The sequence below is a fragment of the Pseudohalioglobus lutimaris genome, from assembly GCF_002866825.1.
Taxonomy (GTDB): domain Bacteria; phylum Pseudomonadota; class Gammaproteobacteria; order Pseudomonadales; family Halieaceae; genus Halioglobus; species Halioglobus lutimaris.
Map to the genome: position 1 here is coordinate 1 of NZ_PKUS01000007.1, position 25537 is coordinate 25537.

Annotated in this window: 20 protein-coding genes and 1 pseudogene; 15 read left to right on the forward strand and 6 right to left on the reverse strand. The window is 58.1% G+C overall.

Going from position 1 to position 25537, the window contains the following annotated elements:
* Positions 1 to 303: 303 nt before the first annotated feature.
* Together C0039_RS07185 and C0039_RS07190 are read right to left on the reverse strand one after the other, a co-directional pair.
* The gene (locus tag C0039_RS07185; RefSeq protein WP_101517689.1) at positions 304 to 960 is read right to left on the reverse strand and encodes a ChrR family anti-sigma-E factor; all 657 of its coding nucleotides are present in this window, start codon (positions 958 to 960) and stop codon (positions 304 to 306) included.
* Between the two features lie 7 nt (positions 961 to 967).
* A complete protein-coding gene (locus C0039_RS07190; RefSeq protein WP_076000874.1) occupies positions 968 to 1546 on the reverse strand; it encodes a sigma-70 family RNA polymerase sigma factor in 579 nt (192 codons plus the stop codon).
* A 173-nt stretch (positions 1547 to 1719) separates the two neighbouring features.
* On the opposite strand from C0039_RS07190, the gene C0039_RS07195 reads away from it, so the two are divergent.
* The 4 genes from C0039_RS07195 to C0039_RS07210 are packed head-to-tail and all read left to right on the forward strand — an operon-like array spanning position 1720 to position 5658.
* Positions 1720 to 3006 (forward strand): NAD(P)/FAD-dependent oxidoreductase, encoded by a 1287-nt coding sequence (locus C0039_RS07195; protein ID WP_076000875.1) that lies wholly within the window; start codon positions 1720 to 1722, stop codon positions 3004 to 3006.
* On the forward strand, positions 3003 to 3755 hold the full coding sequence (locus tag C0039_RS07200; protein ID WP_076000876.1) for a DUF1365 domain-containing protein: 753 nt from the start codon (positions 3003 to 3005) through the stop codon (positions 3753 to 3755). The genes C0039_RS07195 and C0039_RS07200 overlap by 4 nt, the downstream gene beginning before the upstream one ends.
* A 2-nt stretch (positions 3756 to 3757) precedes the next feature.
* The gene (locus tag C0039_RS07205) at positions 3758 to 5023 is read left to right on the forward strand and encodes an SAM-dependent methyltransferase (RefSeq protein WP_101517690.1); all 1266 of its coding nucleotides are present in this window, start codon (positions 3758 to 3760) and stop codon (positions 5021 to 5023) included.
* A complete protein-coding gene (locus tag C0039_RS07210) occupies positions 5020 to 5658 on the forward strand; it encodes a hypothetical protein (RefSeq protein ID WP_101517691.1) in 639 nt (212 codons plus the stop codon). The genes C0039_RS07205 and C0039_RS07210 overlap by 4 nt, the downstream gene beginning before the upstream one ends.
* Here the strand turns inward: C0039_RS07210 and C0039_RS07215 are convergent.
* Together C0039_RS07215 and C0039_RS07220 are read right to left on the reverse strand one after the other, a co-directional pair.
* Complete coding sequence (locus tag C0039_RS07215; protein ID WP_101517692.1) at positions 5640 to 7103, reverse strand: cryptochrome/photolyase family protein; 1464 nt, start codon at positions 7101 to 7103, stop codon at positions 5640 to 5642. The genes C0039_RS07210 and C0039_RS07215 overlap by 19 nt on opposite strands.
* Positions 7104 to 7108: 5 nt before the next feature.
* Positions 7109 to 8536: an SDR family NAD(P)-dependent oxidoreductase gene (locus C0039_RS07220; protein ID WP_076000880.1), complete on the reverse strand. Its 1428-nt coding sequence runs from the start codon at positions 8534 to 8536 to the stop codon at positions 7109 to 7111.
* Positions 8537 to 8736: 200 nt separating this feature from the next.
* On the opposite strand from C0039_RS07220, the gene C0039_RS07225 reads away from it, so the two are divergent.
* From C0039_RS07225 to C0039_RS07250, 6 genes are all read left to right on the forward strand, one after another.
* Positions 8737 to 10179: a coniferyl aldehyde dehydrogenase gene (locus C0039_RS07225; RefSeq protein WP_076000881.1), complete on the forward strand. Its 1443-nt coding sequence runs from the start codon at positions 8737 to 8739 to the stop codon at positions 10177 to 10179.
* A gap of 145 nt (positions 10180 to 10324) precedes the next feature.
* Positions 10325 to 12190 carry a propionyl-CoA synthetase gene (locus C0039_RS07230; protein WP_076000882.1) on the forward strand — a complete coding sequence of 622 codons (1866 nt, stop codon included), beginning with the start codon at positions 10325 to 10327 and terminating at the stop codon, positions 12188 to 12190.
* Positions 12171 to 13718, forward strand: a complete 1548-nt coding sequence (locus C0039_RS07235) for a phospholipase D-like domain-containing protein (protein WP_165787058.1) — start codon at positions 12171 to 12173, stop codon at positions 13716 to 13718. Before C0039_RS07230 ends, C0039_RS07235 begins: the two co-directional genes overlap by 20 nt.
* A 365-nt stretch (positions 13719 to 14083) precedes the next feature.
* Positions 14084 to 15040 carry an LOG family protein gene (locus tag C0039_RS07240; protein WP_101517694.1) on the forward strand — a complete coding sequence of 319 codons (957 nt, stop codon included), beginning with the start codon at positions 14084 to 14086 and terminating at the stop codon, positions 15038 to 15040.
* A gap of 32 nt (positions 15041 to 15072) precedes the next feature.
* A complete protein-coding gene (locus C0039_RS07245) occupies positions 15073 to 16677 on the forward strand; it encodes a Na/Pi cotransporter family protein (protein ID WP_101517695.1) in 1605 nt (534 codons plus the stop codon).
* Entirely contained in the window at positions 16674 to 17852 is a 1179-nt protein-coding gene (locus C0039_RS07250) for a magnesium transporter (protein WP_076000884.1), read from the forward strand. Before C0039_RS07245 ends, C0039_RS07250 begins: the two co-directional genes overlap by 4 nt.
* 14 nt (positions 17853 to 17866) lie before the next feature.
* Here the strand turns inward: C0039_RS07250 and C0039_RS07255 are convergent, their stop codons facing one another.
* Positions 17867 to 18835 (reverse strand): magnesium transporter CorA family protein, encoded by a 969-nt coding sequence (locus C0039_RS07255; protein ID WP_101517696.1) that lies wholly within the window; start codon positions 18833 to 18835, stop codon positions 17867 to 17869.
* Between the two features lie 193 nt (positions 18836 to 19028).
* Here C0039_RS07255 and C0039_RS07260 point away from each other — a divergent pair, with 193 nt between their 5' ends.
* The 5 genes and pseudogenes from C0039_RS07260 to C0039_RS07275 all read left to right on the forward strand — a co-directional run bounded on the left by C0039_RS07260 (position 19029) and on the right by C0039_RS07275 (position 22749).
* A complete protein-coding gene (locus tag C0039_RS07260) occupies positions 19029 to 19892 on the forward strand; it encodes a mechanosensitive ion channel family protein (protein ID WP_207796396.1) in 864 nt (287 codons plus the stop codon).
* 86 nt (positions 19893 to 19978) lie between these two features.
* Positions 19979 to 20902, forward strand: a pseudogene (locus tag C0039_RS07265) (ATP-grasp domain-containing protein); the annotation flags it as partial.
* Positions 20903 to 21193: a cation:proton antiporter regulatory subunit gene (locus C0039_RS21335; protein ID WP_232334991.1), complete on the forward strand. Its 291-nt coding sequence runs from the start codon at positions 20903 to 20905 to the stop codon at positions 21191 to 21193.
* Positions 21190 to 21654: an ATP-dependent zinc protease family protein gene (locus C0039_RS07270; protein WP_076000887.1), complete on the forward strand. Its 465-nt coding sequence runs from the start codon at positions 21190 to 21192 to the stop codon at positions 21652 to 21654. Before C0039_RS21335 ends, C0039_RS07270 begins: the two co-directional genes overlap by 4 nt.
* A gap of 39 nt (positions 21655 to 21693) precedes the next feature.
* Positions 21694 to 22749 carry a succinylglutamate desuccinylase/aspartoacylase family protein gene (locus C0039_RS07275; protein WP_076000888.1) on the forward strand — a complete coding sequence of 352 codons (1056 nt, stop codon included), beginning with the start codon at positions 21694 to 21696 and terminating at the stop codon, positions 22747 to 22749.
* Between the two features lie 20 nt (positions 22750 to 22769).
* On the opposite strand, the gene acnA is transcribed toward C0039_RS07275, so the two are convergent.
* Positions 22770 to 25484 (reverse strand): aconitate hydratase AcnA, encoded by a 2715-nt coding sequence (acnA, locus tag C0039_RS07280; RefSeq protein WP_101517697.1) that lies wholly within the window; start codon positions 25482 to 25484, stop codon positions 22770 to 22772.
* Positions 25485 to 25537: the final 53 nt, after the last annotated feature.

The window sequence follows — 25537 nt, forward strand, 5'->3', positions numbered from 1 at the left end:
GACTGAGGGGAACCCGGAGGGTCGAGGTGATCAAACGCTGAATTCAGGTGCTCTCCCGGCGACCTGGAACGTCACAGGGAGTATAGGTAGTGGATAGTGATATCGAAATGGAAGGAGGAGGCCACGAATGGGGTAAGCCTTCCGAGGGCGTGGAAGTTTGTTTTCAACCGAGGAAGGCTTACCCCATTCGTGGTGTCCGCTTTGTTTGAATGCCTCATCGTTTGAATGCCTCATTTCCCGCTAATGTGCGATGAACCAAAAAAAAGGGCCGCAATGTTCGGCCCAAGAGCAGTGTAGAAGTAGTCAGCTCGCTTGTAGCTTAAGGAACGGGTTGATCGGGCGGTACTTCCAATCGGTGAACTTGATGGGAGCGTCGAGTACGCCTATACAGATGCAGTCCCGGTCCCGAGTGGCAGTGGGCGAGTGTTGCTGCTGCGCATCACGCATTATGAAATCACCCACTTCGTAGTGACCCTCCTCATCGGAGAAGCCACCCTCCAGCACCAGTGTCAACTCTGTGCCCCTGTGGGTGTGCCGGGGGATGCTGGCGCCCGCATCAATTCGATACAGCGCAAACTCGTTGTCAACGTCGCCCGTTCGCAACCTGCTGATATGCACTTTCTTGCTGATACTCTTCCACTCAAGGTCCTCGTAGTCGCCTTGCATCAGGCGCTGTATGAGGGGTGGACAGTCGTCCTCGTTGGCAGCGGTTTTCTGGTATTGCAGAGGCTCCGGTTCCTCATCCAGGCGCGCCATCACGGTGCGCAGCAGTGAATCATCCACTTGCTGCGGTGACAGGTCCTCAAACAGAGCAGAGCCAAGTTGCTGCAGGCGCTGGTGGCTGCGGCGACACTGGTCGCAGTAGTTCAGGTGGAGTGACAGGCAGACCGATTGTGCCAGCGGCAGAGTGCCGGAGGAGTATTCATTCAGTAACCGTGTGTCGGGGTGATAATTAATCATAATATCGCTATCTTTCTACTGTTAACTGTAACTTCTTCATCGCCAGACGCACCCGGGATTTGACTGTCCCCAGAGGCAGGTCAAGCGCCTCGGCAACTTCGCTGTGCGATTTGCCTTCCATGTACACTTTCACCAGGATCTGTGCCTGCTCGTGTGGCAGTGTTTCCAGCATATCCTTGATGCGGGCCGCATCTCGTTTCTGTTGTACGGCAGCAAACAGCTCATCGGATTCCACATCAGGCCAAATATCTTCCGCGTTGATCGGCGTGTCGAACTTTTGCAGGCGTCGATACATGTCGGTCCTGCAGTTACGGGCAATCGTATAAATCCAGGTGCTCGCTGCGGCTTTCTGCGGGTTGTAGCCGCTGGCCTTCTGCCAGACCTTGATCATGACTTCCTGCACCAGTTCTTCTGCGTGTGCCGCCGCCATGGCTGAGCCGTTGAGGGCAAAAGCCTTGATAAGTGGAGCGAAGTGCTTGAATAGCCTGGCAAAAGCAGCCCGGTCGCTCTGCGCTACCTGCTGCAAGCACAAGCTCCATTCGTCGTCACGCCTGCCAGTGGCGTCGGTCCCCGCGTTACTAGCCATGGACACTCTGGCTCCTTTATAGGTCACGTTTTATTATCCAAAGTCTATCATTGTTGTCAGGGTATACGAGAAGTGAGGCCGGTCGGATCACTCTTGTGCACAATTGATCCGTGTTGGGTGCTGCAGCGTAGAAAGGGCATCATCACCCCAAAACAACGAGGTTTCGCTGTCTCATGAAAATCGCGATTATTGGTTCCGGGATTTCCGGTCTCGCTTGCGCCCATTACCTGCACAGGGATCATGATGTGCATGTGCTGGAGCGCGAGGGCCGGGTAGGGGGCCACACAGCGACCGTCGACGTGGCCATGGGCGGGAGACGATTCGCGATCGATACGGGCTTCATTGTCTTTAATGACTGGACCTATCCTAACTTCATCGCTTTGATGGACGAAATCGGTGTCCCCAGCAAAGCGACGGAAATGAGCTTCAGCCTGTCGGATCTGGAGTCAGGTCTCGAGTACGCCGGTTCCAACCTCAACACGCTGTTCAGTCAACGCTCCAACTTGCTGTCGCCGCGGTTTCTGCGGATGTTGCGGGATATTGTTCGATTTAACCGCCAGTCGGTGGAAGACCTGGAGCAGGGTTTGCTTCCGGAAGGGATGACACTGGGGGAGTATCTCCAGCGGGGCAAGTACAGTCCGGCGTTTGTGGACTATTACATTGTGCCCATGGGTTCGGCAATCTGGTCAGCCGATACGCCGGTGATGCTCGATTTCCCGCTGCAGTTTTTCCTGCGCTTTTTTCGCAACCACGGCCTGCTCAGCATACGCAACCGGCCCCAGTGGCGGGTAATAGAGGGTGGCTCCAGAGAGTATATCAAGCCCCTGTGTGCCGGCTTTGCCGATAACATTCGCACCGGAGTGAAAATCAGTGGCGTGCAGCGTCTGGAGCAGGGCGCAGTGGTGCGCTTCGATGACGGCAGTATAGAAGATTTCGACGCCGTGGTTTTCGCCTGCCACAGCGACCAGGCCCTGAACCTGCTCGACGATGCGAAGCCGTTGGAGCAAGAGATCCTGGGGGCAATCCCCTATCAGAATAATGACGTGGTGCTGCATACCGATACCCGGTTACTACCGCAAAACAGGCGGGCCTGGTCCAGCTGGAACTACCAGCGGCGCGCCGACACCCAGCGGCCCACACTCACTTACAATATGAATATCCTGCAAGGCCTGACCGCCTCGCAGACATTCTGCGTCACGCTCAACGACAGGGAACGCATCAACCCGCACAAGATCCTGGGTCAGTTTGAGTACGCACACCCGGTGTTTACGGTGCAGGGAATTGCCGCCCAGCAACGTTGGCAGGAGATCAACGGGGCCGCAACCTGGTTCTGCGGTGCCTACTGGCGAAACGGTTTCCATGAAGATGGAGTGCATTCCGCCCTGCAGGTGGCAAAGGCACTGGGGCAGGGCCAAGCCGGCGCGCGTGCAGCGCCCCGCAGTATGGGCAGTGCTGCGTGACCAGCGCCATATACAGTGGCTGGGTGCAGCATCGTCGCATGCAACCCCGCGAGCACAGCTTTCGCTATCGTGTGTTCATGCCTCTCCTGGACCTGGACGAAATGCCCGAGTTTCTCGACCGCGCCGCGGGCTGGTCAGCAAAGCGCTGGGCACTCGCCCGATTCCGCCGCGAGGACTTCTTCGGTGATCCCGCTGTGCCCCTGAAGCGGGCCATACTGGATGAGGTTGAGCGCCAGAGCGGCTTGCGTCCAGATGGCGCGGTGCGCATGCTGGCCAACCTACGCTATTTCGGTTTCCAGATTAACCCCATCAGCTGCTTCTACTGTTTCTCCAGCGACGACGTCCTGGAGTGTGTTGTGGCCCAGGTCACCAGCACCCCCTGGAACGAAAGCTGCCTTTACGTCTTGCCTGCCCAGGGGCGCAGCGGATGGCTGGAGACGGAGTTCGAAAAGGCCATGCATGTCTCGCCCTTTATGCCCATGGAGATGCACTACCGCTGGCGCAGCAATACACCCGACGAGAAGTTGGTGGTGCATCTGGCGAACCTGCGCGCCGGGGAAAAAGAGTTTGATGCCACGCTGCACCTGCAAAGAAGGGGAGATACGCCAGCCTGTTTCAGTCGTTATCTTGCCCTGTATCCCCTGATGACCCTGCGCGTTGCTGCCGGGATTTACTGGCAGGCGCTGCGCCTGTGGCTGAAGCGCATTCCTTTCATACCCCATCCAAAAAAAATACACAGCGAGATCTAGTTATGAATGATGCAAGTGTAAGTGTGATCACAGTACCCGGGTTGCTGGGTAACTGGCGCGGCGAGGGATTTGCCCGGAGCATGGTCAAGCGCTTGTTGTCGAGGCTTACCGGCGGTTCCCTGACCCTGCAGGACGGCGAGCACACCGAGCGCTACGGTGACTCGGCTACCGATGGCATTCACGCGGTCGTTAACGTCCATGACCACCAGGTATTCCAGCACGTGCTCACCGGCGGCGTGATCGGTGCCGGGGAGTCCTACATGCTGGGCCACTGGTCCTCACCGTGCCTGGTGGACGTCATCCGCTTGTTCTCGGCCAACATGGACACCATGCGTTCAATGGATGCGCGCTCCTCGCGATTACGCCAGTGGTTCCTCAAGGCGTTGCACTCGTTTAATAACAACAGTCTTACCGGGTCCAGACGCAACATCGGTGCGCATTACGATTTGGGCAACGAATTCTTCAAGCTGTTCCTTGATCCGACAATGATGTACTCGTCCGCTGTCTATCCGTCGGCAGAGGCCAGTCTCGAGGAGGCTTCCCTACACAAGCTGGATCTGCTCTGCCAGCAGCTGGAGTTGTGCGCCGAGGACCACTTGCTGGAAATTGGCACTGGTTGGGGTGGGATGGCTATCTATGCGGCACAGCATTACGGTTGCAGGGTGACAACGACGACCATTTCCCGGGAACAGTACAGTTATGCCAAACAGCGAGTCGCCGAGTTGGGCCTGGAGAACCAGGTTACTGTTCTGTGCGAGGACTACCGCAAGCTCACCGGGCAGTACGACAAGATTGTCTCTATCGAGATGCTCGAAGCAGTGGGTCACGAGTATTACGGCGAGTACTTCCGCCGCGGTAGTGAGCTGTTACGGCCCGGTGGCAAGTTCGCCATCCAGGTGATCACCGTGCAGGACCAGCGCTATGCCCAGGCCCGCGATTCGGTGGACTTTATCAAACGGTATATCTTCCCGGGTGGCTGTTTGCCATCGGTAGAGGTGATCTCGCGTCACGTGTCCCGTGACTCGGATATGCAGCTGGTCAACCTGCGGGACATCACCAGTGACTATGCGCGCACGCTGGAGGAGTGGCGCCTGCGCTTCCTGGCTGCCCTCGACACGGTACGTGAGCAGGGCTTCGATGAGCGCTTTGAGCGCATGTGGGAGTTCTACCTGTGTTACTGCGAGGGTGGTTTCCGCGAGCGCATCATCAGTACGGTGCAACTGACCCTGGCCAAGCCGGGCTATCGTTTTCCGGTGACAGCACAGTGAAACGCGCGCTCACTGCCCTGTTGCTGTGCGGCTGTGGCTGGTTCGCGCCGCCGGCGCTGGCGGCCCAGGTGATCGGTGAGGCACGCTCCACTGCCAGCGGGGAACTACGCTATACCGAGCACTACCAGTGCTCCAACGCCGGCGCCCGGTGCGAGGTGGAGTACCGGGACGCCGACGGTGAGGTATTTGCGCGCAAGCGCCTGGATTATTCGCGCTCGTGGCATGCCCCTTCACTGGTATTCGAGCATCTGCGCGACGGCAGTTCGGTGACGGTGCAGCGCGAGCTGGGCGAAGAGCTGGTGGTCGACGCCGGCTTCGACAACTATATTCGCACGCACTGGGAGACGCTGGATAAGGGCGAACGGGTGGAGTTTGAATTTCTTCCTGCAGGCAGGGACTCGCCGCTGAATATGCGCGCTGAACGGGACGCGGAAACGCTGTGCCCGGTGGAGCGGTTGTGCCTCAACGTGGCGCTGGACAATTGGCTGCTCGGGGCGCTGGTGCCGCCGATACTTTTGCAATACGACCGCCAGAACAAGCGTCTGCTGCGTTACCTTGGTATCAGTAATTTACGCGATGGCGAGGGCAAGCAACAGGAAGTGCAGATCGATTACCGTTACGTCGGTGGTGCCTGAGGGGCCGAAGAGCGATCATGGTATGCCTCAAGGGCCTGCGCTCTGGCCGTCGCATGATCGACCAGCGGATGGGGATAAGTTTCGCCCAACACCACGTCGGCTTCGGCCAGCAGCAGTGGCGCTAGCTCCCACGGGGCGTGCAGGGAACGATCGGGCAGGGCCGCGAGTTCCGGAACCCAGTGGCGCACGTAGGCACCCTCGGGATCAAACTTCTTGCCCTGCAGGACAGGATTGAAAATGCGAAACCAGGGTGAGGCGTCGGCGCCGCAGCCGGCTACCCATTGCCAGCCTCCGCTATTGTTCGCCAGGTCGGCATCCACCAGCGTCTCCCAGAACCAGCGTGCGCCCCATTGCCACGGCACCAGCAAGTGCTTGGTGAGGAAGGAGGCGCAAATCATCCTGACACGATTGTGCATGAAGCCCGTGGCCCTGAGTTCCCGCATTCCCGCGTCGACAATTGGATAACCCGTCAGTCCCGCTTTCCAGGCCTCGAAGGCGTCTGCGTCAGGCCGCCAGGGCATTGACTTGAAGTCGTCTTTGAAGGGTTGTTCGTCGATGTGCGGAAAGTGGAACAGCAGGTGCTGGTTGAATTCCCGCCAGCCCAGCTCTGCAAGAAACTTCTCCTGGTCGTCCTCTGTATCCCCGGGGGCATCTGTACGCAGGACCTGCGCTACGTGCCTGGGTGATATCTCCCCCCAGTGCAGGTGCGGCGACAGTCGTGATGTGCCGGCCACGGCGGGAATGTCGCGATCCTCCCGGTAGCCAGACAACGCCTCGTTCAGAAAGCGGTCCAGCGCTGACAATGCGCCATCGGCGCCAGGTGTCCAGCGCTCTCCCCAGTCCTCAACAGGCTGTAATGAAGAACTGGCCAGGGGCCAGGCCTCTGGGTCCTGTCCGGTGGGAACCTGCGCGGCGAATGCGCCAACCCCCGGGGCCGGCAACAAACGGCTCTCGGGCAGTTGAGAACGGCAGTGCCGCCAGAACGGGGTGAATACCTTGAACGGCAACCCAGCGCGGTTGAGCACGTCGCCGGGGGTGAAGATCAGGGAGCCGGGGAGGCAGTGCAAGGCAACGCCCAGGCGGCCCAGACGCGCGCCCAGTCGCTCTTCGAGCTCGCGATTCCAGGGTTCATAAGCCTGGCTGCAGTAAACGGCGTAGGCGCCGGTTTCCTCAATCAGTTCGCTGAGCACGTCCTCGCTGCACCCGCTGCGCACCAGCAGCGTTCCCTGGCGCTTCTCGATGGCTTTTGCCAGTGCGCCCAGGCTGCCGCGCAACCACCACCGACTGGCGTTGCCGGGTGCCCATTTTTGGGGCGCATCCTCATCAATAATAAAGCAGGGAATGACCGGTGCTCCGCTTTCCACTGCGGCATGCAGGGCGGGCAGGTCGTCCAGGCGCAGGTCTTGTCTGAACCAGTAGATTACCGGGGTTGGTTCTTCGCTCATCGGGATCAACTCGCCGCCGCCGTGGGAATCTCCACTGGCTCCGGCGCATAGTCTTGCAGGTAACGGAAAAGCTCGCGGCGGTCCTGGTCACTCTCGCGCGTGGACTTCATCAGGTATAGCGGCTGCGGCTGGCGGTCAAGAAACAGCTCGCCACTCACCTTGCCGGCCTCAGTGGCAGCGGCGAGCCAGACTATAGTGTCCGCACCCTCCGCCGGGCTGCGCAGGGCGAACCGGGTCAGCGAGTGAAATCGGGGCAGGGAGGTTTCCACACCGGGCGTGTCGGCCCAACCCGGGTGCATGGCATTGACGACAATGCCCTCGCGTTTCCAGTCCCCGGCCCAGCGCCGGGTGACGATCATCAGCGCACGCTTGGCCCTGGCGTAGGCAGCGCTACCAGAGAATCCCTCCGCGGAGGTCGCAACCAGGTTTTTCATCGACAGCTTTTGCGAATACATGCCGCCCGAGACGACGTTGATAACCCTGGCACCTCGTTTCGCGGCGACGAGTAGTGGCTTCAGGGCCAGCGTGAGGCGGTAGGGGCTTATTAGCAACAGGGCCACGGAGCGCTCTATCCCCTCTCCGGTTTTCTCCAGCGAGTTGAACAGCGCGCCGGCGTTGTTAATGAGTATATCGACTGCCTTGCCGGAGGCCAGCAGGCGATGTGCCAGTGCATCCACCTCTGCGAGCAGGCTCAGGTCGGCTATCTCAACCGTGATCTTACGATTACCGGTTTGCTCAATCAGTTCCTTGCGCACTTCGCGGGCTCGCGTGGGGTTGCGCATCACCAGAGTGAGTTCAGCACCGCGTCTTGCCAGGTCATGGGCGCAGGCATAGCCCAGGCCGGAAGATGTTCCCGTGATAACGGCATGCTTACCGCGCAGGTCTGCAGAGATGGGATTCCAGGATTTACTCGCGCGCCAGTATCCGTAGCGGGTGAAGTGGGCAAGGCGGGTCAGCCCCGGACCACCACTGCGACGGTCCTTCTCGTCGGGCGCAGGGAAATTATCATCCAGGGCCGCCTGCAGCCCGGCGACTGACTTGCGACCCATGCGTTCCAGGCCCGGCTTGATCAATCCCGTCAGCGGGTTCACCGCCGACGGGAAGGTGAATTCGGCCTGGTAGTCGATTTGTGTCTGGTCACCCTGCTCGGTGAAGGTAATGGTGTCTTCCACGTCAAAGAAGCGCCCCCTGCCTCTGAGCACGATGTGGCTGGGCGGTTGGAAGCGGGTGATGGTATAGCGAAGGTCGACAGATCCAATCGGCAGAGCGCAGCTCACGAGGAACCCGGTGCCCTTACCCGGCTTGCCGGGCGTCGTTTGCACGGCTTCCACGGCTGTGGAGTCCCACTCCGCTGTGGTAGTGAAATCGGCGACATAGGCAAACGCCTCATCAATGGGGCGCTTAACGCAGATCGTTTCCCTGAGGGTGGTCATAACGTGGTCTATACTCCTTCCTGGGCCTGGATAACAGACTGAACATACGCCTTAGGTACGCACGGTTGAGCGGTTTGGCTCAATGCGGCGGCCGATGGCCGGATGATACCGCTGGGAGTTCGTAAAATGTCAAGTCTGGTGGCTTTTTCCGGCGTACACTACGTGTTTGATTCACTCACTAATAATAGACGAGGCCGAACATGACTGCCGCACAAGAGACTATGCCCACTGAAGATGCTGCCATGCTGCGCACGCACTTTGACCTGCAGCGAGAAGCCTACCTTGCCGCGCCCGTCCCGGATTTTCAGCAACGCAAGCAGGACCTGCTCGCCCTGAAGCGCATGCTCACCGAGAACGCAGACGCCATCATGGAGGCGATCAGCGCCGACTACGGTAACCGGTCCCGTCACGAAAGCCAGTTTGCGGAGATAATCTCCGGCGCCGATGCGGTCAACGATACCCTCAAGCATTTGAAAAAGTGGATGAAGGTGCAGAAGCGCCGCGTCGACCAGACCCTGTTTCCGGGCGGTAAAAACCGGGTGATTCCGCAGCCGCTGGGCGTAGTGGGCATGATTGTTCCGTGGAATTTTCCGGTCAACCTGAGCTTTGTCCCGCTGGCTGCGGCTTTTGCTGCCGGTAACCGCGCCATGGTCAAGATGTCAGAAAATTCGATTAACCTGACACGCCTGCTGATGGAGCTTTCACCGAAGTATTTTCCTGAGGACAAACTGCGTTTCTTCGAAGAGACTGGTGGCGTGGGCATTGAGTTTTCCAAGATTCCCTTCGACCTGATCATCTTCACCGGCTCTGGCCAGACCGGCAGGGCCGTTATGGCCGCTGCCGCGCAAAACCTGACGCCTGTGGTGCTGGAACTGGGCGGCAAGGCGCCCGCGGTGATCGACCCCAACTACAACCTGAAGAAGGCGGTAGGCCGGATCATGTTTGTGAAGCAGTTCAACGCCGGGCAGATCTGTACCAACGTTGACTATGTTTTTGTGCACAAGTCACAGCGCGAGGAGTTCATCAAACTGGCACAGGAATACGTGGCGAAGCACTGTCCCGACATCGAGCACAAGGATTATACGTCGGTTATCGACGATCGTTCGGTCAAGCGGCTGGTAGACACCCTGGACGATGCCCGCGAGAAGGGCGCCACCATCGTCAATCTCAGTGGCGATCAACAGATCAACTACGAGACCCGCAAGTTTCCCCTGCACCTGGTTCTGGATACCACGGACGATATGATCATTCGTCATCGCGAAACCTTCGGGCCGCTGCTCAAGGTGATGATGTACGAGGATCATGAGGAGGTCGTAGCGCACATCAACAAGTACGACCGACCGCTGGCGCTGTATCCGTTTACCAATGACCGCAAGTTGCAGGATATGTATATCAATCGGGTTATGTCCGGCGGTGTCACGGTCAACGATGCGCTGTTCCATGTGGCCCAGCACGATATCCCGTTCGGTGGAGTGGGCCCCAGCGGCATGGGGCACTATCACGGCAAGGAAGGTTTCGATACCTTCAGTAAATTGCGCCCGGTCTATTACCAGCCCGGGTTCTCGCCCATGCAGTTCCTGCGCCCGCCCTACGGCAAATTCGCCACCCGCGTGTTCAACCTGCTGGTCAAGCAGAAGTCCTGAACCTGACTGTACATTGCGCCGGCCCGCTCGGGCCGGCGTCCCGTTAACTGCCAATGGGACCAGTGGGTTACCACCATGGTCGAATTGCCAGTACGGCGGGAAACAGGATAGGTTCATCTGGATAAGTGCAAAAGGGGGAAGGCACATGAGTAATACCGAACTCTGGCAGCAGGCGGCCGGGAATATCCATTGGTACGAGGCGCCGCAGACGGTGCTGGACAGCAGCAATCCGCCTTTCTATCGCTGGTTTCCCGACGGCACCACCAACGCCTGCTACAACGCCCTGGACCTGCATGTTGAAGCGGGCAGGGGAGACCAGGCGGCGCTGATTTTTGATAGCCCGGTCACGGATACCCGACGCCAGTACAGTTACGCGCAACTGCTTGATGAGGTGGCCCGTTTTGCCGGTGTGCTGGCTGGGCTGGGTGTTGAGAAGGGCGACCGGGTGATTGTGTATATGCCCATGGTGCCGGAGGCCCTGATCGCCATGCTGTCCTGTGCCCGGCTCGGAGCAGTGCACTCTGTGGTATTCGGTGGTTTTGCCAGTAACGAACTCGCAGTGCGTATAGACGACGCATCACCCAAAGTTATCGTATCTGCCAGCTGCGGCGTTGAACCCTCACGCATTGTGCCGTACAAGCCGCTACTGGATGCGGCCATCGATCTGGCCCAACACAAACCTTCGGGTTGCGTCATATTGCATCGCCCCATGCAGGATGCGACGCTGGTCGCCGGGCGCGACCTTGATTGGGAGGAGGCCATGGCCACCGCCCAGCCGGCGCCCTGCGTGCCGGTAGCAGCCAACGACCCGCTGTATATCCTCTATACATCAGGCACTACCGGCCAGCCCAAGGGTGTGGTGCGTGATACCGGTGGCAGCATAGTTGCCCTGAAGTGGACCATGAAAAATATATATAACGTCGACCCGGGAGATGTCTACTGGGCCGCTTCTGATGTGGGCTGGGTAGTAGGTCATTCCTATATCGTTTACGGACCGCTGTTTAATGGCAGTACTACCCTGATGTACGAGGGTAAACCGGTAGGGACGCCCGACCCCGGCGCCTTCTGGAGGGTGATTTCAGAATACAATGTGAAAGTGCTGTTCACTGCCCCCACCGCTTTTCGTGCGATTAAAAAGGAAGACCCAACGGGCAGCTATTTGCAGCAGTACGATCTCTCCTGCCTGGATTCCTTGTTTCTGGCCGGTGAGCGCTGCGACCCCAACACCCTGGAGTGGGCCCAGGACAAGCTCGGCGTCCCGGTGATTGATCACTGGTGGCAGACGGAAACCGGTTGGCCTATCTGCTCCAATTGTCTGGGCATTGAGTTGTTGCCAATTGTGCCTGGTTCTCCAGCTCGCGCCGTGCCCGGTTACGATGTGCAGGTGCTCGATGAAAATGGCGAGCAGGTGGCGGCGGGCGAGATAGGCGCGCTGGTGGTGAAACAGCCACTGCCCCCGGGGACGTTCACCACCCTGTGGAATGCCGAGGATCGATTCGTCAGCGCCTACTTCAGTCGTTACCCCGGCTACTATGAAACCGGCGACGCCGGTTATATTGATGAGAACGGCTATATCTTCGTGATGGCGCGCACTGATGATGTGATCAACGTCGCGGGCCACAGGCTGTCCACCGGGGCGATGGAAGAGGTGCTCGCAGAGCATCCGGACGTAGCGGAGTGCGCGGTGGTGGGCGTCGCGGACCAGATGAAAGGGCAGTTACCCCTGGGTTTGCTGGTGCTCAACGCAGGAGTAGACCGTCCCGCGGAGGACATCGTGGCCGAGAGTATTCAGCACATGCGTGACAAGATCGGCCCGGTGGCAGCGTTCAAACTCTGTGTGGTGGTGGAGCGGTTGCCGAAGACGCGCTCAGGCAAGATCCTGCGGGGAACCATGCGCAGCATCGCTGACGGCGAGCCCTGGAAAATGCCGGCCACCATCGATGACCCGGTCATTCTTGAAGAGATTACCGGGGCGCTCAAGACACTCGGGTATGCCGGTCAGGCCGATTAGTCTTACGATGCGGGCAACCCGCCTGTGTCCGCTACTGCTGTTGTGGGCGCTGTCGCTGCTCGCCGGTTGTGCCAGCCCCGTGCAACGGGCCGATACCGGCAGTGAGCCGGCCATGGCCAGGTCCTCCGACCTGTTCTGGCGTCACCTAGAAGAGGACCGGGAACGCGACTGGTTTTACCTGCTCAATGACGGTGGGGAGGCGATGCAGTGGCGGCTGCGCATGATTGACAGCGCCCACCAGGCGATCGACCTGGAAACCTTTCTGTGGAGCGGAGATGAGGGCGGCTTGCGGGTATTCAACCACCTGCTGGCAGCGGCAGACCGCGGAGTGAAGGTACGTCTGCTGATCGATGATTCCTTCACACCGCATGAAGATCTTGCCCTGTTGGGCATTGACGCCCACCCCAATATCGAACTGCGCGTATACAACCCCTATCGCCACCGGGCCGGAGGTATGACGGCCCGAACCCTGTTCAACCTGGAGGACTTCCAGCGCGTAAATCATCGTATGCATAACAAGACCCTGATCGTCGATGGCTGGGCAGTAGCCGTTGGTGGCCGCAATATGGCGGACGAATATTTTGGCTTTCATGAGGCATATAACTTCCGCGATATGGAGGTCCTGGCGATGGGCGACAGTGTAGCCACCGCCAGTGAACATTTTGCCAGCTTCTGGAATAGCGGCTGGTCGTTCCCGGCAGGCGATGTGTTCACCGGTCAACATGAGCTGCCGGACCTCCCTGCGCTGCGTGCCGATATCGCAGCGCGAGTGGGTGAAGCGAACGTTCACCCGGAGGCGGAACTGGCACAAAGCTGGCGCCAGCTGGCCGACGACGCGGTCGTTGGTCACGCCCGCTTCGTGGCTGACGCGCCCGCACACCAGGACCCGGCCCTGGCCGCTGAGCAGCCCACGCAGTTCGCAGATTACGTTTTCCAGAGCGTTGCCTCGGCCAGCGAGGAGGTGGTGCTGGTGAGCGCCTACCTGGTGCCAACCGAAAGGCTGACTACTGCCATCCGCGATGCTCTGCAGCGAGATGTCAAAGTACGTATCCTGACCAACTCTATGCGTTCCAATAACCATTTGCCTGCACATGCCGCATACCAGGGCTATGTGAGAGAACTGGTCGTTGCTGGCGTTGAACTCTATGAATTGCGTACTGACGCAAGGGATCGCAACCTGTACATGCGCGCGCCCACCGACGATAAAAAGCTGGGGCTGCACGCGAAATTTATGTTGCTCGACGGCGACAGGGTCATGATAGGGAGTAGCAACCTCGATCCGCGTTCGCTCAAACTCAATACGGAAGTCGGGCTGATGGTAACCAGTCCGCAGCTTAATCAACGGCTGCGTGAAGCGATTGCGGTCGATTTTCTGCCGCGCAATGCATGGGCCGTGCAGTTGGACGAAAACCAGGAACTGGTCTGGACCAGCGATAGCGAACGCCTCACCCATCCACCAGCGGACTCGCTATTCCAACAGCTGGAGGACTGGTTTATCGGGCTATTGCCGATCGATGCGGAGATGTAGCTCTGATGTCCCGGGGCCGGTGTTGAACTGGCATCATCCGGTCAGCCTCCTTCAATCGCTGCCAGCGCTAGCTCGCGCTATTCGCTGCTATCCACCTTGATCATCCCTATCCAGTCCTGCAGCGCACCCCGTCGCGTTCACGCGGCTGTGCAGGTATAAGCTCTTCAATTGCGGGACTGGCGAGGACGATGGAAGCCTGGCTGATATGCTGTTCACGTGAGTAGTGTAGACTTACTTGAAAAAGGCTTTGCTGGAACGGCAGGCGCTGTTCCTGGAATCAGGGAGACCAAAGAATGAGTATCAAGTTGCTGGTGATGACTGTAGCCGGTGTCGCGCATTTCCCCAGTGACGGGAGGTAGGCGTAAGTGAAGCAAACGTTTCATCCAGGCGCGGTGCCAGAGCCACCCCATCCCACGGACAGAAAGGAGCGCCTTCCCGGCGAGGTACCGGACCTCGATGCCAGCGACGATGCGCGCAATACCGCCAGAATCCTGCGCTCCAGTGCCTACGTGCCGGCAACCGAAGACGTAGAGTTCCTGCAGGGCAGCGATGCCCGTGGAGTAAGGCTGCAGCTCGATTACCTCAAACCGGAACTGGCCATGCGGGCACATGGTATAGAAAACACGATAGTGGTATTTGGTGGCACCAGAATTACCGAGCAGAAAGAGTCGCAGCACCGGGTCGACCGCTTGCAGCGCGAACTCGATGCCGACCCGGGCAATGCGGAACTGCTTAAAAAACTCGCGGTGGCGAGGCGTTTACTGCAAAAGTGCGAATACTACGAAGTGGCCAGGGAGTTTTCCAGGCTGGTCGCTGAATCCGGCGGGGGGCCAGAGGACCTGCGCCTGCTGGTGATGACAGGGGGTGGCCCGGGTATCATGGAAGCGGCCAATCGCGGTGCGAGCGAAGCCGGCGCCAAGACCATTGGTCTCAATATCACCCTCCCGCGCGAGCAATACCCCAATCCTTACCTGACGCCGGAGTTGTGTTTCCAGTTTAACTATTTCGCACTGCGTAAGTTACATTTTATGCTGCGTGCCAGGGCGCTGCTGGCCTTTCCCGGCGGCTATGGCACGCTGGATGAACTCTTTGAAACCCTGACCCTGATCCAGACGCGGAAAATCGAGCCATTGCCGGTGGTGCTGGTGGGAGAAACTTTCTGGCGCAAGGCAATCAATATCGACTTCCTGGTTGATGAGGGCGTTATTGACGAGGAGGACAGGAACTTGTTCTGGTACGCCGACACGGCAGAACAGATATGGAATGGCCTGCAGGAATGGTACCGGAAAGCCGGACGAGAGCTGGTGCCCGGTGGCAGCTGAGCACTGCGGACTGATCATGAGATGAAGCGTTAATGGAAAATTTGTCTGTACTGTTTGCCGGGATTACTGCCGTTGTCCTGTTTATTTTTGGTCTGGAGAACTTTTCCAAAGAGATAGAGAAGATTTCGGGCGAACAGTTCAGGCGCTCCCTGTCCCGTGCGACCAATATCCCGTTGGTGGGGGCGCTGATAGGCGCTGCTGTCACGGCGGTAATTCAATCAAGCTCCGCCACGTCTGTGATTACTATCAGCCTGGTAAATGCGGGTGTACTTTCGTTCAAGAATTCCGTCGGAATTGTTTTTGGCGCCAATGTAGGTACGACCGTCACGGCGCAGCTGGTGGCATTCAAATTGACCGCGTTTGCCCCTCTGCTGATTGTCGTAGGGTTTGCTATCAGTCTCTCCCGTTCGCGGGCGTCGATTTTTGGCAAATCGATATTTTACTTCGGCTTCGTGTTTTTCAGTCTGAACCTGATTTCGTCTGCCCTCCAGCCACTGCAGAACGATCCGGACATTGTCCGCTATCTCGCCAATCCGCAGAATCCACTTATCGCAATATTTATAGGCTTCGCGTTTACCGCGCTGGTGCAGTCCAGCTCTGTTACTACTGGCCTTGCGATCGTACTCACGCAGCAGGGATTGATCGGTCTTGAAAATGCCGTGCCCATCATCATGGGCGCCAATATCGGTACCACCACTACCGCGATGCTGGCCATGTTCAACATGGACCTCGCCGCTAAAAAGACCGCGTTTAGTCACTTCCTGTTCAACCTGGGTGGTGTGCTGTTGTTTCTGCCTGCATTCCTGCTCTATGGCCAGCGGCTGAATGAGATCAACATGGAACCCGCGGTTGCGCTGGCCACTATACACCTTATTTTCAACCTTACTGTCTGCCTCGTGTTTCTGCTCTTTATCAACCCCTTCACCCGCTTCGTGGACAAGGTAATCGGCGAGGGAAGAATGGATTTTGAGCGAATTGGCTTGCCAAAGTTCAGCGCCGATAAGACCTTTGACGAAGTGGAAGCCGAATTGCAGCGGGACATGGTGGCGCTGTGTAGTTTTCTGCAGGAGAACTACAACCTCGTTACGCTGAGCGTTGAGAGTAATTACAAGAGCGTTCATGAGGCAGCGGAGAAGCGCATTGCCTATATCGACTTTCTTGAACGGGAGTATATTCACTATTTCTCCCAGGTTGTTGCCAGTGTCACTGACCAGAACCAGTCAAAGCAGTTACTGGCGACGATTACTCGCTTCGACTACTTGTTTCAGATCCACGATTCGATAGAAGACCTGTTCAACGTGAAACGGGTATTGAGTAAACAATACATAGAGCTGCGTAGCGACGTGCTGCTGATGGTGCGTGAGTTGTCGAGTGCGACGCTGGGGATCTTTGACGAAATAAGCAGTGGTTCGGGACCCGCCAACAAGTCGGCAGTTGCTGAAAGAGCTCATGCGCTGCGCCAGTTGATGGAGAACGTTAACAGGCAACTGCTGGTGTTACTTGCCAGGCCGGATCGTAAGGATGTCGGCTCTATGATTAATTTTGTTACCTATTCAAGGCGCCTGGCGGACAAATTGCTGAACTTCGCCCATCTGAACGACAGTAAGGCAGGCCTGGACAGGGAGGAAAACGCATGAGTAGAGAAGGTGTAGGTCCGCTAGTTGAAAGCGTGCAGGAACTGAATCCTGTAGACGCCGCTTCACTGCTGGGTACACAGCCGCACGAGGCGATCAGAGAGGTGCTCTCCGCGCTTCCGGATGCGCAGGCGCTGTCGATTGCCTCGCACCTGCCCGGCAGTATATCGCCTGAAGGTGCGGATACGGTGGCACTGGTCAGTGAGCTAGACGTGCATGTCGGCGAGATAATGTCCCCGCCTATCGGCACAGTGTCGCCTGATACCACCGTGGCCGGTGCCATCGATAACCTTGTTCATCGGAAGTCGGTCACTGAAGTCACCTATTTTTACGTCGTCACGCAAAGCGGTGTGCTGCAGGGAACAGTGACGCTGCGTGACCTGTTGCTCAGCAAGCCGGGGCAAGTGCTGTCCGAAATTATGACAGTGGACCCGTTCTCTTTTTCACCTGAGACCCCTTTGTCCGAGGCCGTGCAAGCGGCGCTTGGTAAGCGCTATCGGCTCTACCCGGTAACTGACGAGGAGGGTGTTCTCCAGGGCATTGTCTACGGTTGGCAGTTGTTCGAGAGCGTGGCCGGTGAGATCAACGCCCAGACCGGTACCCTGGTGGGCCTTGATAAAGAAGAGCGCATCAGCACACCATTCCTGCAATCGTTCAGGATGCGGCACCCCTGGTTACAGGTGAACCTGCTCACGGCGTTCGCCGCTGCGTTCGTGGTCGGCGCATTCGAAAATACGATTGCGCAGATCGTGGCCCTCGCGGTCTTCCTGCCAGTGCTTGCCGGGCAGAGCGGCAACACCGGCTGCCAGGCGCTGGCCATTACCCTCAGGGGAATCACCCTTGGCGAACTCGGGGACTATCCAGTGCGGAAGCTGGTGTTCAAGGAACTGGCGCTGGGCGCGATGAACGGTTTTATCGTGGGGCTGGTTGCCGCCGCGGCCATGTGGATTTATGCGGCGAGTGACGGCACCGAAGCACCCGCATTGCTGGCTCTTGTGATTCTGGTTGCCATGACCGGGGCCTGCATGTGCAGTGGCCTCTTCGGTGTCATGGTTCCACTGACATTGCAGCGATGGGGCGCGGACCCGGCCATGGCCAGCAGTATTTTTCTGACCACCATGACGGATATCGTCGGTATGGGTTTAATGCTGGCCCTCGCAACCGCCATCGTGCTCTGAGGCGCGCTACGCCGTCACAGCCACTTGATCCGCCGAAACAGAATGAGCAGGGCAACAGCAAGGGTGGCCATAAACCCGACGACGCCAAAGTAGGCGTATTTGAAACCCAGTTCTGGCATGTATTCAAAGTTCATGCCGTAGATGCCGGCAATGAAAGTAAGCGGCACGAACAGGGCTGAGATGATAGTCAGTACCTTCATGGTCTGGTTCAGCTTATGTGAAGCCAGGGATATATGCCCTTCGACGAGGTCGGCGCAGATCTCATAATACATCTGGCAAAGGCTGTGCAAACGCTCACAGCGGTCGTAGACGTCACGGCGCACGTGTTGGTGTTGCTCGCCCAGAAAAGGAAAGTACTGATCGGGGAGTTTATACAGCAGCTCGGCGATATTGTTGTGGTAACTGAAAACTCGCCTCAGCTTGCGTAATTTTGACCGGTAGCTGACCAGTTCCTTCATCTCTTCTTCCGAGTGGTCGCTCACCAGTCCGTCCTCCAGGTCGGCCAGTCGCTGCTCAAAGTCGAGCATGGTCTCAAGGTAACGGCTACAGGCGTAGTGCAGTATTTTCATGGCCAGTACACCGGGGGAGTGCAGTTGCCCGCTGCTGGCCTCGTTCTCCCACATATGGGAGACGCTGATGGAGTTCTCACGATGATAGGTGATCAGGTAACGCTGTCCCGCCCACATGCCGATTTGCTGGTGGGCGATATCGAGTGTCCCGTCGACACTTGATAGCCCGCGGTACAGCAGGAAGGTGTTGTTGTCGAAGGCCTCAATCTTGGGCGGGTGGCGCAGCCTGAGGGCATCATTGATCGCCAGTGGATTGCAGTCCATCTCCTGCAGCAGGGAGCGGATGTCCTCCGAGGGTGCTGCTTCGATATCCAGCCAGATGCAGGCTTTTTCGCTGGCGCGCCAGCTCTCCACTTGCTCGACACCGCCGCAGGTATAGTTGCCATCACTGGCCAGTAACATGGTTCTGATCATATGCTGCCCCGGGTATGCTTTAATCGCGATAATGCATCAGTACGGTTGGCTCAAGAGTAACTCTTTTTTGATAAAAAGTGCCGAAAATCAGCTATTCTCATAAGCTGCGGGTTGTCACACACTCGCGCGCCCCGGGAACAGGTCGCTAGCGCGGTTTGTCCGGCACAATTTGAATAACAAGCAGGCTTTGGTCGTGGACAGAATCGAACAGATCTTGAATATCACACTGCTCAGCGTAGGGGAGAGTAGCCTCACCCTGGGTCAGTTGTTGTCGGTGGCGCTTTTTGTGGTGATAGGCACCTTTCTGGTTATTTGGACCAGTCGGCTGATTCGCAGGAAAATGACCGAAAACCGCGTCAACGCAGACGTCGTCCAGATGGTATCCAGGGCCTACCTGATCCTGGGCATGATTGTGCTGGTGGTGATGGCGCTGGAAATTCTGGGTATTCCCCTGGCGGCCTTCGCTTTCATTTCTGGCGCTATTGCTATTGGTGTGGGTTTCGGTGCCCAGAATATCATTAACAATTTCATCAGTGGCTGGATCCTCATGTGGGAACGCCCTATCCGTATAGGCGATTTCCTGGAAATGGGTGAGGTGCGGGGCACGGTGGAGTCGATCAATACCCGCTCCACCTATATTCGGCGTGTTGATGGCGTCCACCTGTTGGTGCCCAACAGCTACCTGCTGGAGAATACGGTGACCAACTGGACCCTGTTTGATCGACTGGTGCGCACCACCGTGAGACTGGGCGTTGCCTATGGCTCAGACGTGAAGCTGGTGACGGAGCTACTCAAGCAGGCTGCAGAAGAGCAGGAAGCGGTGCTGAAGGAGCCGGGATACGCAGTGTTGTTTGACGACTTTGGTGACAGCTCGTTGGTATTCGAATTGAGCGTCTGGGTCCACGCCACAGCCGAGCGCAGTCTGCGTGTGCTGAGAAGTGACCTGCGTTACCGTATTGATGAACTGCTCCGCGCCAATAACGTGGTGATCGCCTTTCCCCAGCGTGATATACACGTTGATGGTAAGCTGGTGGTGGAACAGGGAAAACGCTCCTGAATTCGCGTTTTTGCCAGGAGGCACTGACGGCGGAACACTTTCGGAACCGGTCTCAAGACCATATTTATCAGCACAGGGAATGACTCATGAAACTCGCTATTTTGTCCTGCAGCCCCAACGCATACAGCACGCGCCGCCTGAAAGAGGCCGCCGAGCAGCGCGGCCACCAGGCCAAAGTGCTCAATACGCTGAAGTTCGCCATCGACCTTGATCGTGGCAATCCGGATTTGTATTTTCGCCAGAAGCCCCTCAGCGTTTACGATGCTGTGCTGCCACGCATTGGTGCGTCTATCACTTATTTTGGCACGGCGGTAGTACGCCAGTTTCAGGAAATGGACGTATTCTGCGCCAATACTGCCCACGGTATTATCAATTCCCGCGACAAGTTGCGTAGCCTGCAAATTCTCAGTCGCCATCATATAGGCATTCCTCGAACGACCTTTGTTCGCGACAAGAAGGATGTGCTGCCCGCCATCGCACGAGTGGGCGGCGCTCCGGTGATCATCAAGCTTATCGAGGGTACGCAGGGTATAGGTGTGCTGCTGGCTGAGTCGGTCAAGCAGGCGGAGTCAATCATTGAACTGTTGCAGAGCCAGAAACAGAACGTGCTGATCCAGAAGTTTGTTGCCGAGAGCAAGGGCAAGGACGTTCGTGCCTTCGTCGTTGGCGATCGGGTTGTGGCGGCGATGCGACGGGTGGCACAGGGCCAGGAGTTTCGCAGTAATGTTCACCGTGGCGGCATTGCCGAGCCGATAGAACTGGACGAGCAGTATCGTGAGACTGCGGTTCGGTGCGCACAGATACTGGGCCTGCGTGTGGCCGGCGTGGACATGCTGGAGGGCAAGAACGGTCCTCAGGTGATGGAGGTGAACTCCTCGCCGGGCCTGGAAGGAATTGAAACCTGCACGGAGCTGGATATCGCCGGCGCGGTGATCGACTATATCGCCGCCCAGGTTGATTTCCCCGAAATTGACCTGCGTCAGCGACTCACGGTAAGCAAGGGCTATGGAGTGACGGAAATCTATATTCCGGAGGGCTCCGGTTTCAGCGGCCAGACTATTACACAGACCAAACTGGCAGAAAGCGATATCAACGTTCTTACGCTGTACCGGGGGGCCAAGGTGATACCCAATCCGCGGGGTGATCGTGTTCTGGAACCTGGCGACAAGCTGCTTTGCTTCGGCAAGCTGGAGTCCATGCGCGGCATGGTGCCTGCGCGTACGCGCCGCAAGCGCCAGCCTGTTGTGCAGGAACTGGACACGCAATTGCTCGATGAGCATTCTTCAGGAAGCAACGCATGAGTGAAAACAAGCTGGTGCTCGGCTGGAGAGAGTGGCTGGCTTTCCCGGAGTTGGGCATTGTGCAGATAAAGGCAAAAGTGGACACGGGTGCGCGCACCAGTTGCCTGCACGCCTATTTTGTAGAGCCTTTTGAACGCAGTGGCGAAGCGTGGGTGCGTTTCGGTATTCACCCACGCCAGGGCAATACCAAGGAGGAGATACACTGCGAGGCGCGGGTGAAGGACCGCCGATCGGTGCGGGACTCAGGCGGTCACGAGGAACTTCGCTACGTGATTGAAACCCCGGTGTCGATCGGCGACCAGCACACGCCGGTTGAGGTCACGCTGACTGACCGTGACACCATGAAGTTTCGTGTTTTATTGGGTCGTTCTGGTATCGGTGAGCAGTACGTTGTCGATCCGGCTCGCTCTTATGTCCAGGGCAAACGTAAGCGTCGATCCGCCCGTAAGGGGGCTCGATAATGCGCTACTGCCAGACCCGGTTGCCCGCAGGAGAACATCATGTCTGAATTAGTGATTGGCGGCGTTGCCGTTGTTCCCGGGCAGCAACTGACCATAGACGTGCCCGTTGCCCCCATGTATACCCACGACGACCTGTCGATCTCGGTCCAGGTGGTCAGGGGCAGGCGAGCAGGGCCGGTACTGTTCATAAGCGCGGCGATTCATGGAGATGAAATCAACGGTGTGGAAATTATACGGCGGGTGTTGCAGCATCGAGCGCTGAAAAACATCAGGGGTACTCTCATTGCGATCCCCATCGTTAATGTTTACGGGTTTCTCAACCATACGCGTTACCTGCCTGACGGGCGCGACCTGAATCGTTCTTTCCCGGGCTCTGCGAAGGGGTCGCTGACCGGCCGCGTGGCGCACACTTTCGTCAACGAGATTGTCAGCAAGTGCACCCACGGAGTCGACCTGCATACCGGTGCCCGTCACCGCAGTAACTTTCCACAGATTCGGGCAGACCTTGACGACGCCGAGGCTTTTTCCATGACCGAGGCCTTTGGTGTTCCGCTGGCAATTGACGCCAAAATACGTGACGGTTCCCTCAGGGCGTGTGCCGGGGATGCGGGTATCCCGGTGATACTTTACGAGGCGGGCGAGGCCCTGCGCTTTGAAGAGGTTTATATTCGAGCCGGCGTGAAAGGTATTATCAATGTGATGCGCAGTATTGGCATGTTACCCCCCTCGCGAAGTAAAAAGCCTCGCCCGGCACCGATAGTGAGCGACCAGACCAGTTGGTTGCGGGCGCCGGAAAGCGGGATCTTGCGCACCTTTGTTCCACTCGGGGCCAAAATAGAAAAAGGCCAGGTGATCGCCATGGTGGCCGACCCCCTGGGCACTTCTGAGACACCGATTGTGGCGCCTGGTAATGGTGTTGTGATAGGGCGTACCAATCTGCCACTGGTATACGAGGGCGATGCCACGTTTCATATTGCCCAGTACGGGCGCAAGGTCGGCAGAGTGGAAAAGCAGGTTGAGCAGTTCCATGAGGAGCATCAGCCTACTGATATCGCTGTCGAATCAACCGCCGACACCGAGTCACCTATCGCCTGACCCGGTGCGTGTCGCCTGACCTACTTTTTGGCAAGCGTCCTTAGAACATAGTGCAAGATGCCTCCATTGGCGTAGTAGCTGAATTCATTGGGTGTGTCGATACGCACTACTGTGGTGAAGCTTATCTCTTTGCCGTCAGCACGCAGGGCCTTGACCTCAACCTCTCCCTGACCGGCTGATATCGCGGGAATGCTGAAGTGCTCGGTGCCGTCGAGTGCCAGCTCATCTGCGCTGGCACCGGGCAAGTATTGCAGCGGCAATATGCCCATGCCAATAAGGTTTGAGCGGTGAATACGCTCATAGCTCTCGGCGATCACCGCGCGCACGCCCAGTAGAGCAGGTCCCTTGGCCGCCCAGTCGCGCGACGACCCGGTGCCGTATTCCTTGCCCGCTAATACCACCAATGGTATATCCGCGCTGCGATAGGTCTCGGCAGCAGAGTAGATGGAAACGACTTCATCCGAGGTAAAGCAGGTTGTCCAACTGCCTTCTGTGCCGGGTGCCAGTTCGTTGCGCAGGCGCACATTGGCGAAGGTGCCGCGCATCATCACCTCGTGATTACCACGCCGCGACCCGTATGAATTAAAGTCCTTGACCTCGACGCCGTTGGCCTGCAGGTATTCACCCGCTGGGCTGTCTATCGCGATAGCGCCGGCGGGGGAGATGTGGTCGGTGGTAACGCTATCACTCACCTTGACCAGACAGCGCGCCTGCTCGATGCTCCTGGTCGGCGCGGCCTCGGCGGGCATACCGTCAAAAAAGGTGGGTTTGCGAACGTAGGTAGAGTCAGGCCAGTCGAAACGTTCATTTTTGGAAACGGGTAATTCGTTCCATACCGCGTTACCAGTGTATACGTCGGCGTAGCGCTCCTTGAACATCGCAGGCTTGATATGGTCACTCACCAGTTTATTGATTTCGGCGCTGCTGGGCCAGACGTCTGCGAGGTATACCGTTTTGCCATCGGCCGTTTTCCCCAGGCCGTCTTTATACAGGTCGATATCCATGTTGCCGGCCAGTGCATAGGCTACCACCAGTGGCGGTGACGCCAGGTAGTTGGCGCGCACGTCCTGGTGGATACGGCCCTCGAAGTTGCGGTTGCCGGACAGCACCGAGGTGACTAGCAGGTCACCGGTGTGAATGGCATCGGTGATGTCATCGGCCAGGGGGCCTGAGTTGCCGATACATGTAGTGCAGCCATAGCCTACAAGGTAGAAACCAAGCGCTTCAAGGTCTTCCAGCAAACCCGTTTGTTGCAGGTACTCGGTAACAACCTTGGACCCCGGGGCAAGACTGGTTTTAACCCAGGGCCGGGTTGTCAGGCCGAGTTGGCGTGCCTTGCGGGCGAGTAAACCGGCGGCCACCAGTACCGCTGGATTTGAGGTATTGGTGCAACTGGTGATGGCGGCAATCACCACGGCGCCGTGCTCCAGGCGGAAGCTGTCCACTCCGCGAGTCACCGGTACTCCCGCCTCGGCCTCGGTGCCTGTCACCACCGGACCACCTTCTTCCACCCAGTCACTCTCCTGGGCGCTGACCAGGTGCAGGTCGCGGTAGTCCTGGAGCACCTTCGCAAACCCCTGTTTCGCCGCGGTTAGTGCGACGCGGTCCTGCGGTCGCTTGGGGCCGGCGATAGATGGCACTACGTCCTTGAGTTCCAGGGTCAATTCAGCGCTGTAGCGTGCCTCTGGCGTGTTTTCGTCATGCCACATGCCCATGGCCTTCATGTACTGCTCAACCAGGGCGAGTTGGCTCTCGTCCCTTCCGGTCAGGCGCAGGTAGTTGATGGTCTCATCATCCACCGGGAAGATGCCGCAGGTCGCGCCATACTCGGGTGCCATGTTAGCGATGGTAGCCCTGTCTGCGAGGCTGAGACTGGCCAGCCCTGGCCCGAAAAACTCCACGAACTTGCCGACCACGCCATGATTGCGCAGCGCCTCGGTGACTGTGAGTACCAGATCGGTAGCCGTTGCGCCCTCTGCCAGTGTGCCGGTAAGCCGGAAGCCCACCACCTGGGGTATCAGCATAGTGACGGGCTGGCCGAGCATGGCGGCTTCCGCCTCAATGCCACCCACGCCCCAGCCGAGCACACCCAGGCCATTGATCATGGTGGTGTGGGAGTCTGTCCCTACCAGCGTGTCGGGATAGGCCAGGCGCCTTCCGTCCTGCTCGCGGGTGAAGACACCGCGAGCCAGGTACTCCAGGTTGACCTGGTGAACAATGCCCGTGCCCGGCGGTACCACCTTGAAATTATCGAAGGCTTCCTGCCCCCAGCGCAGGAAACGATAGCGCTCAAGGTTGCGTTGAATTTCCACTTCCGTGTTGCGCTGCAGCGAGTCGGCGCTGCCGAAGTGATCTACCATGACCGAATGGTCAATCACCAGCTCTACCGGTGACAGGGGGTTGATGCGCCCTGGATCGCTGCCCAGGTCGACCATGGCGTCGCGCATGGCGGCCAGGTCGACGATGGCAGGCACGCCGGTAAAATCCTGCAGTAATACGCGGGCTGGCACAAAAGCAATCTCCTGTGCGGGTTCAGCGCCCGGGTCCCAGTTGGTCAGTGCGTCAACGTCGTCGTCGGTAACAAAGGGCTCCGTCCCGTGCCGCAAGAGGTTCTCCAGCAGGATTTTCAGGGAGAAGGGCAGTGTCGCGGCGGTTCCCAACTCATCGAATGGATAGATAGTGTATTCGCCCTGGTCTGTATTCAGGGTTTTCTCGCGGCTGTAACGCGTGCTCATTTGTGAAATCTCCAATTAGTCCTGCCGGGTCACAACAGGCTATGCTGACATTG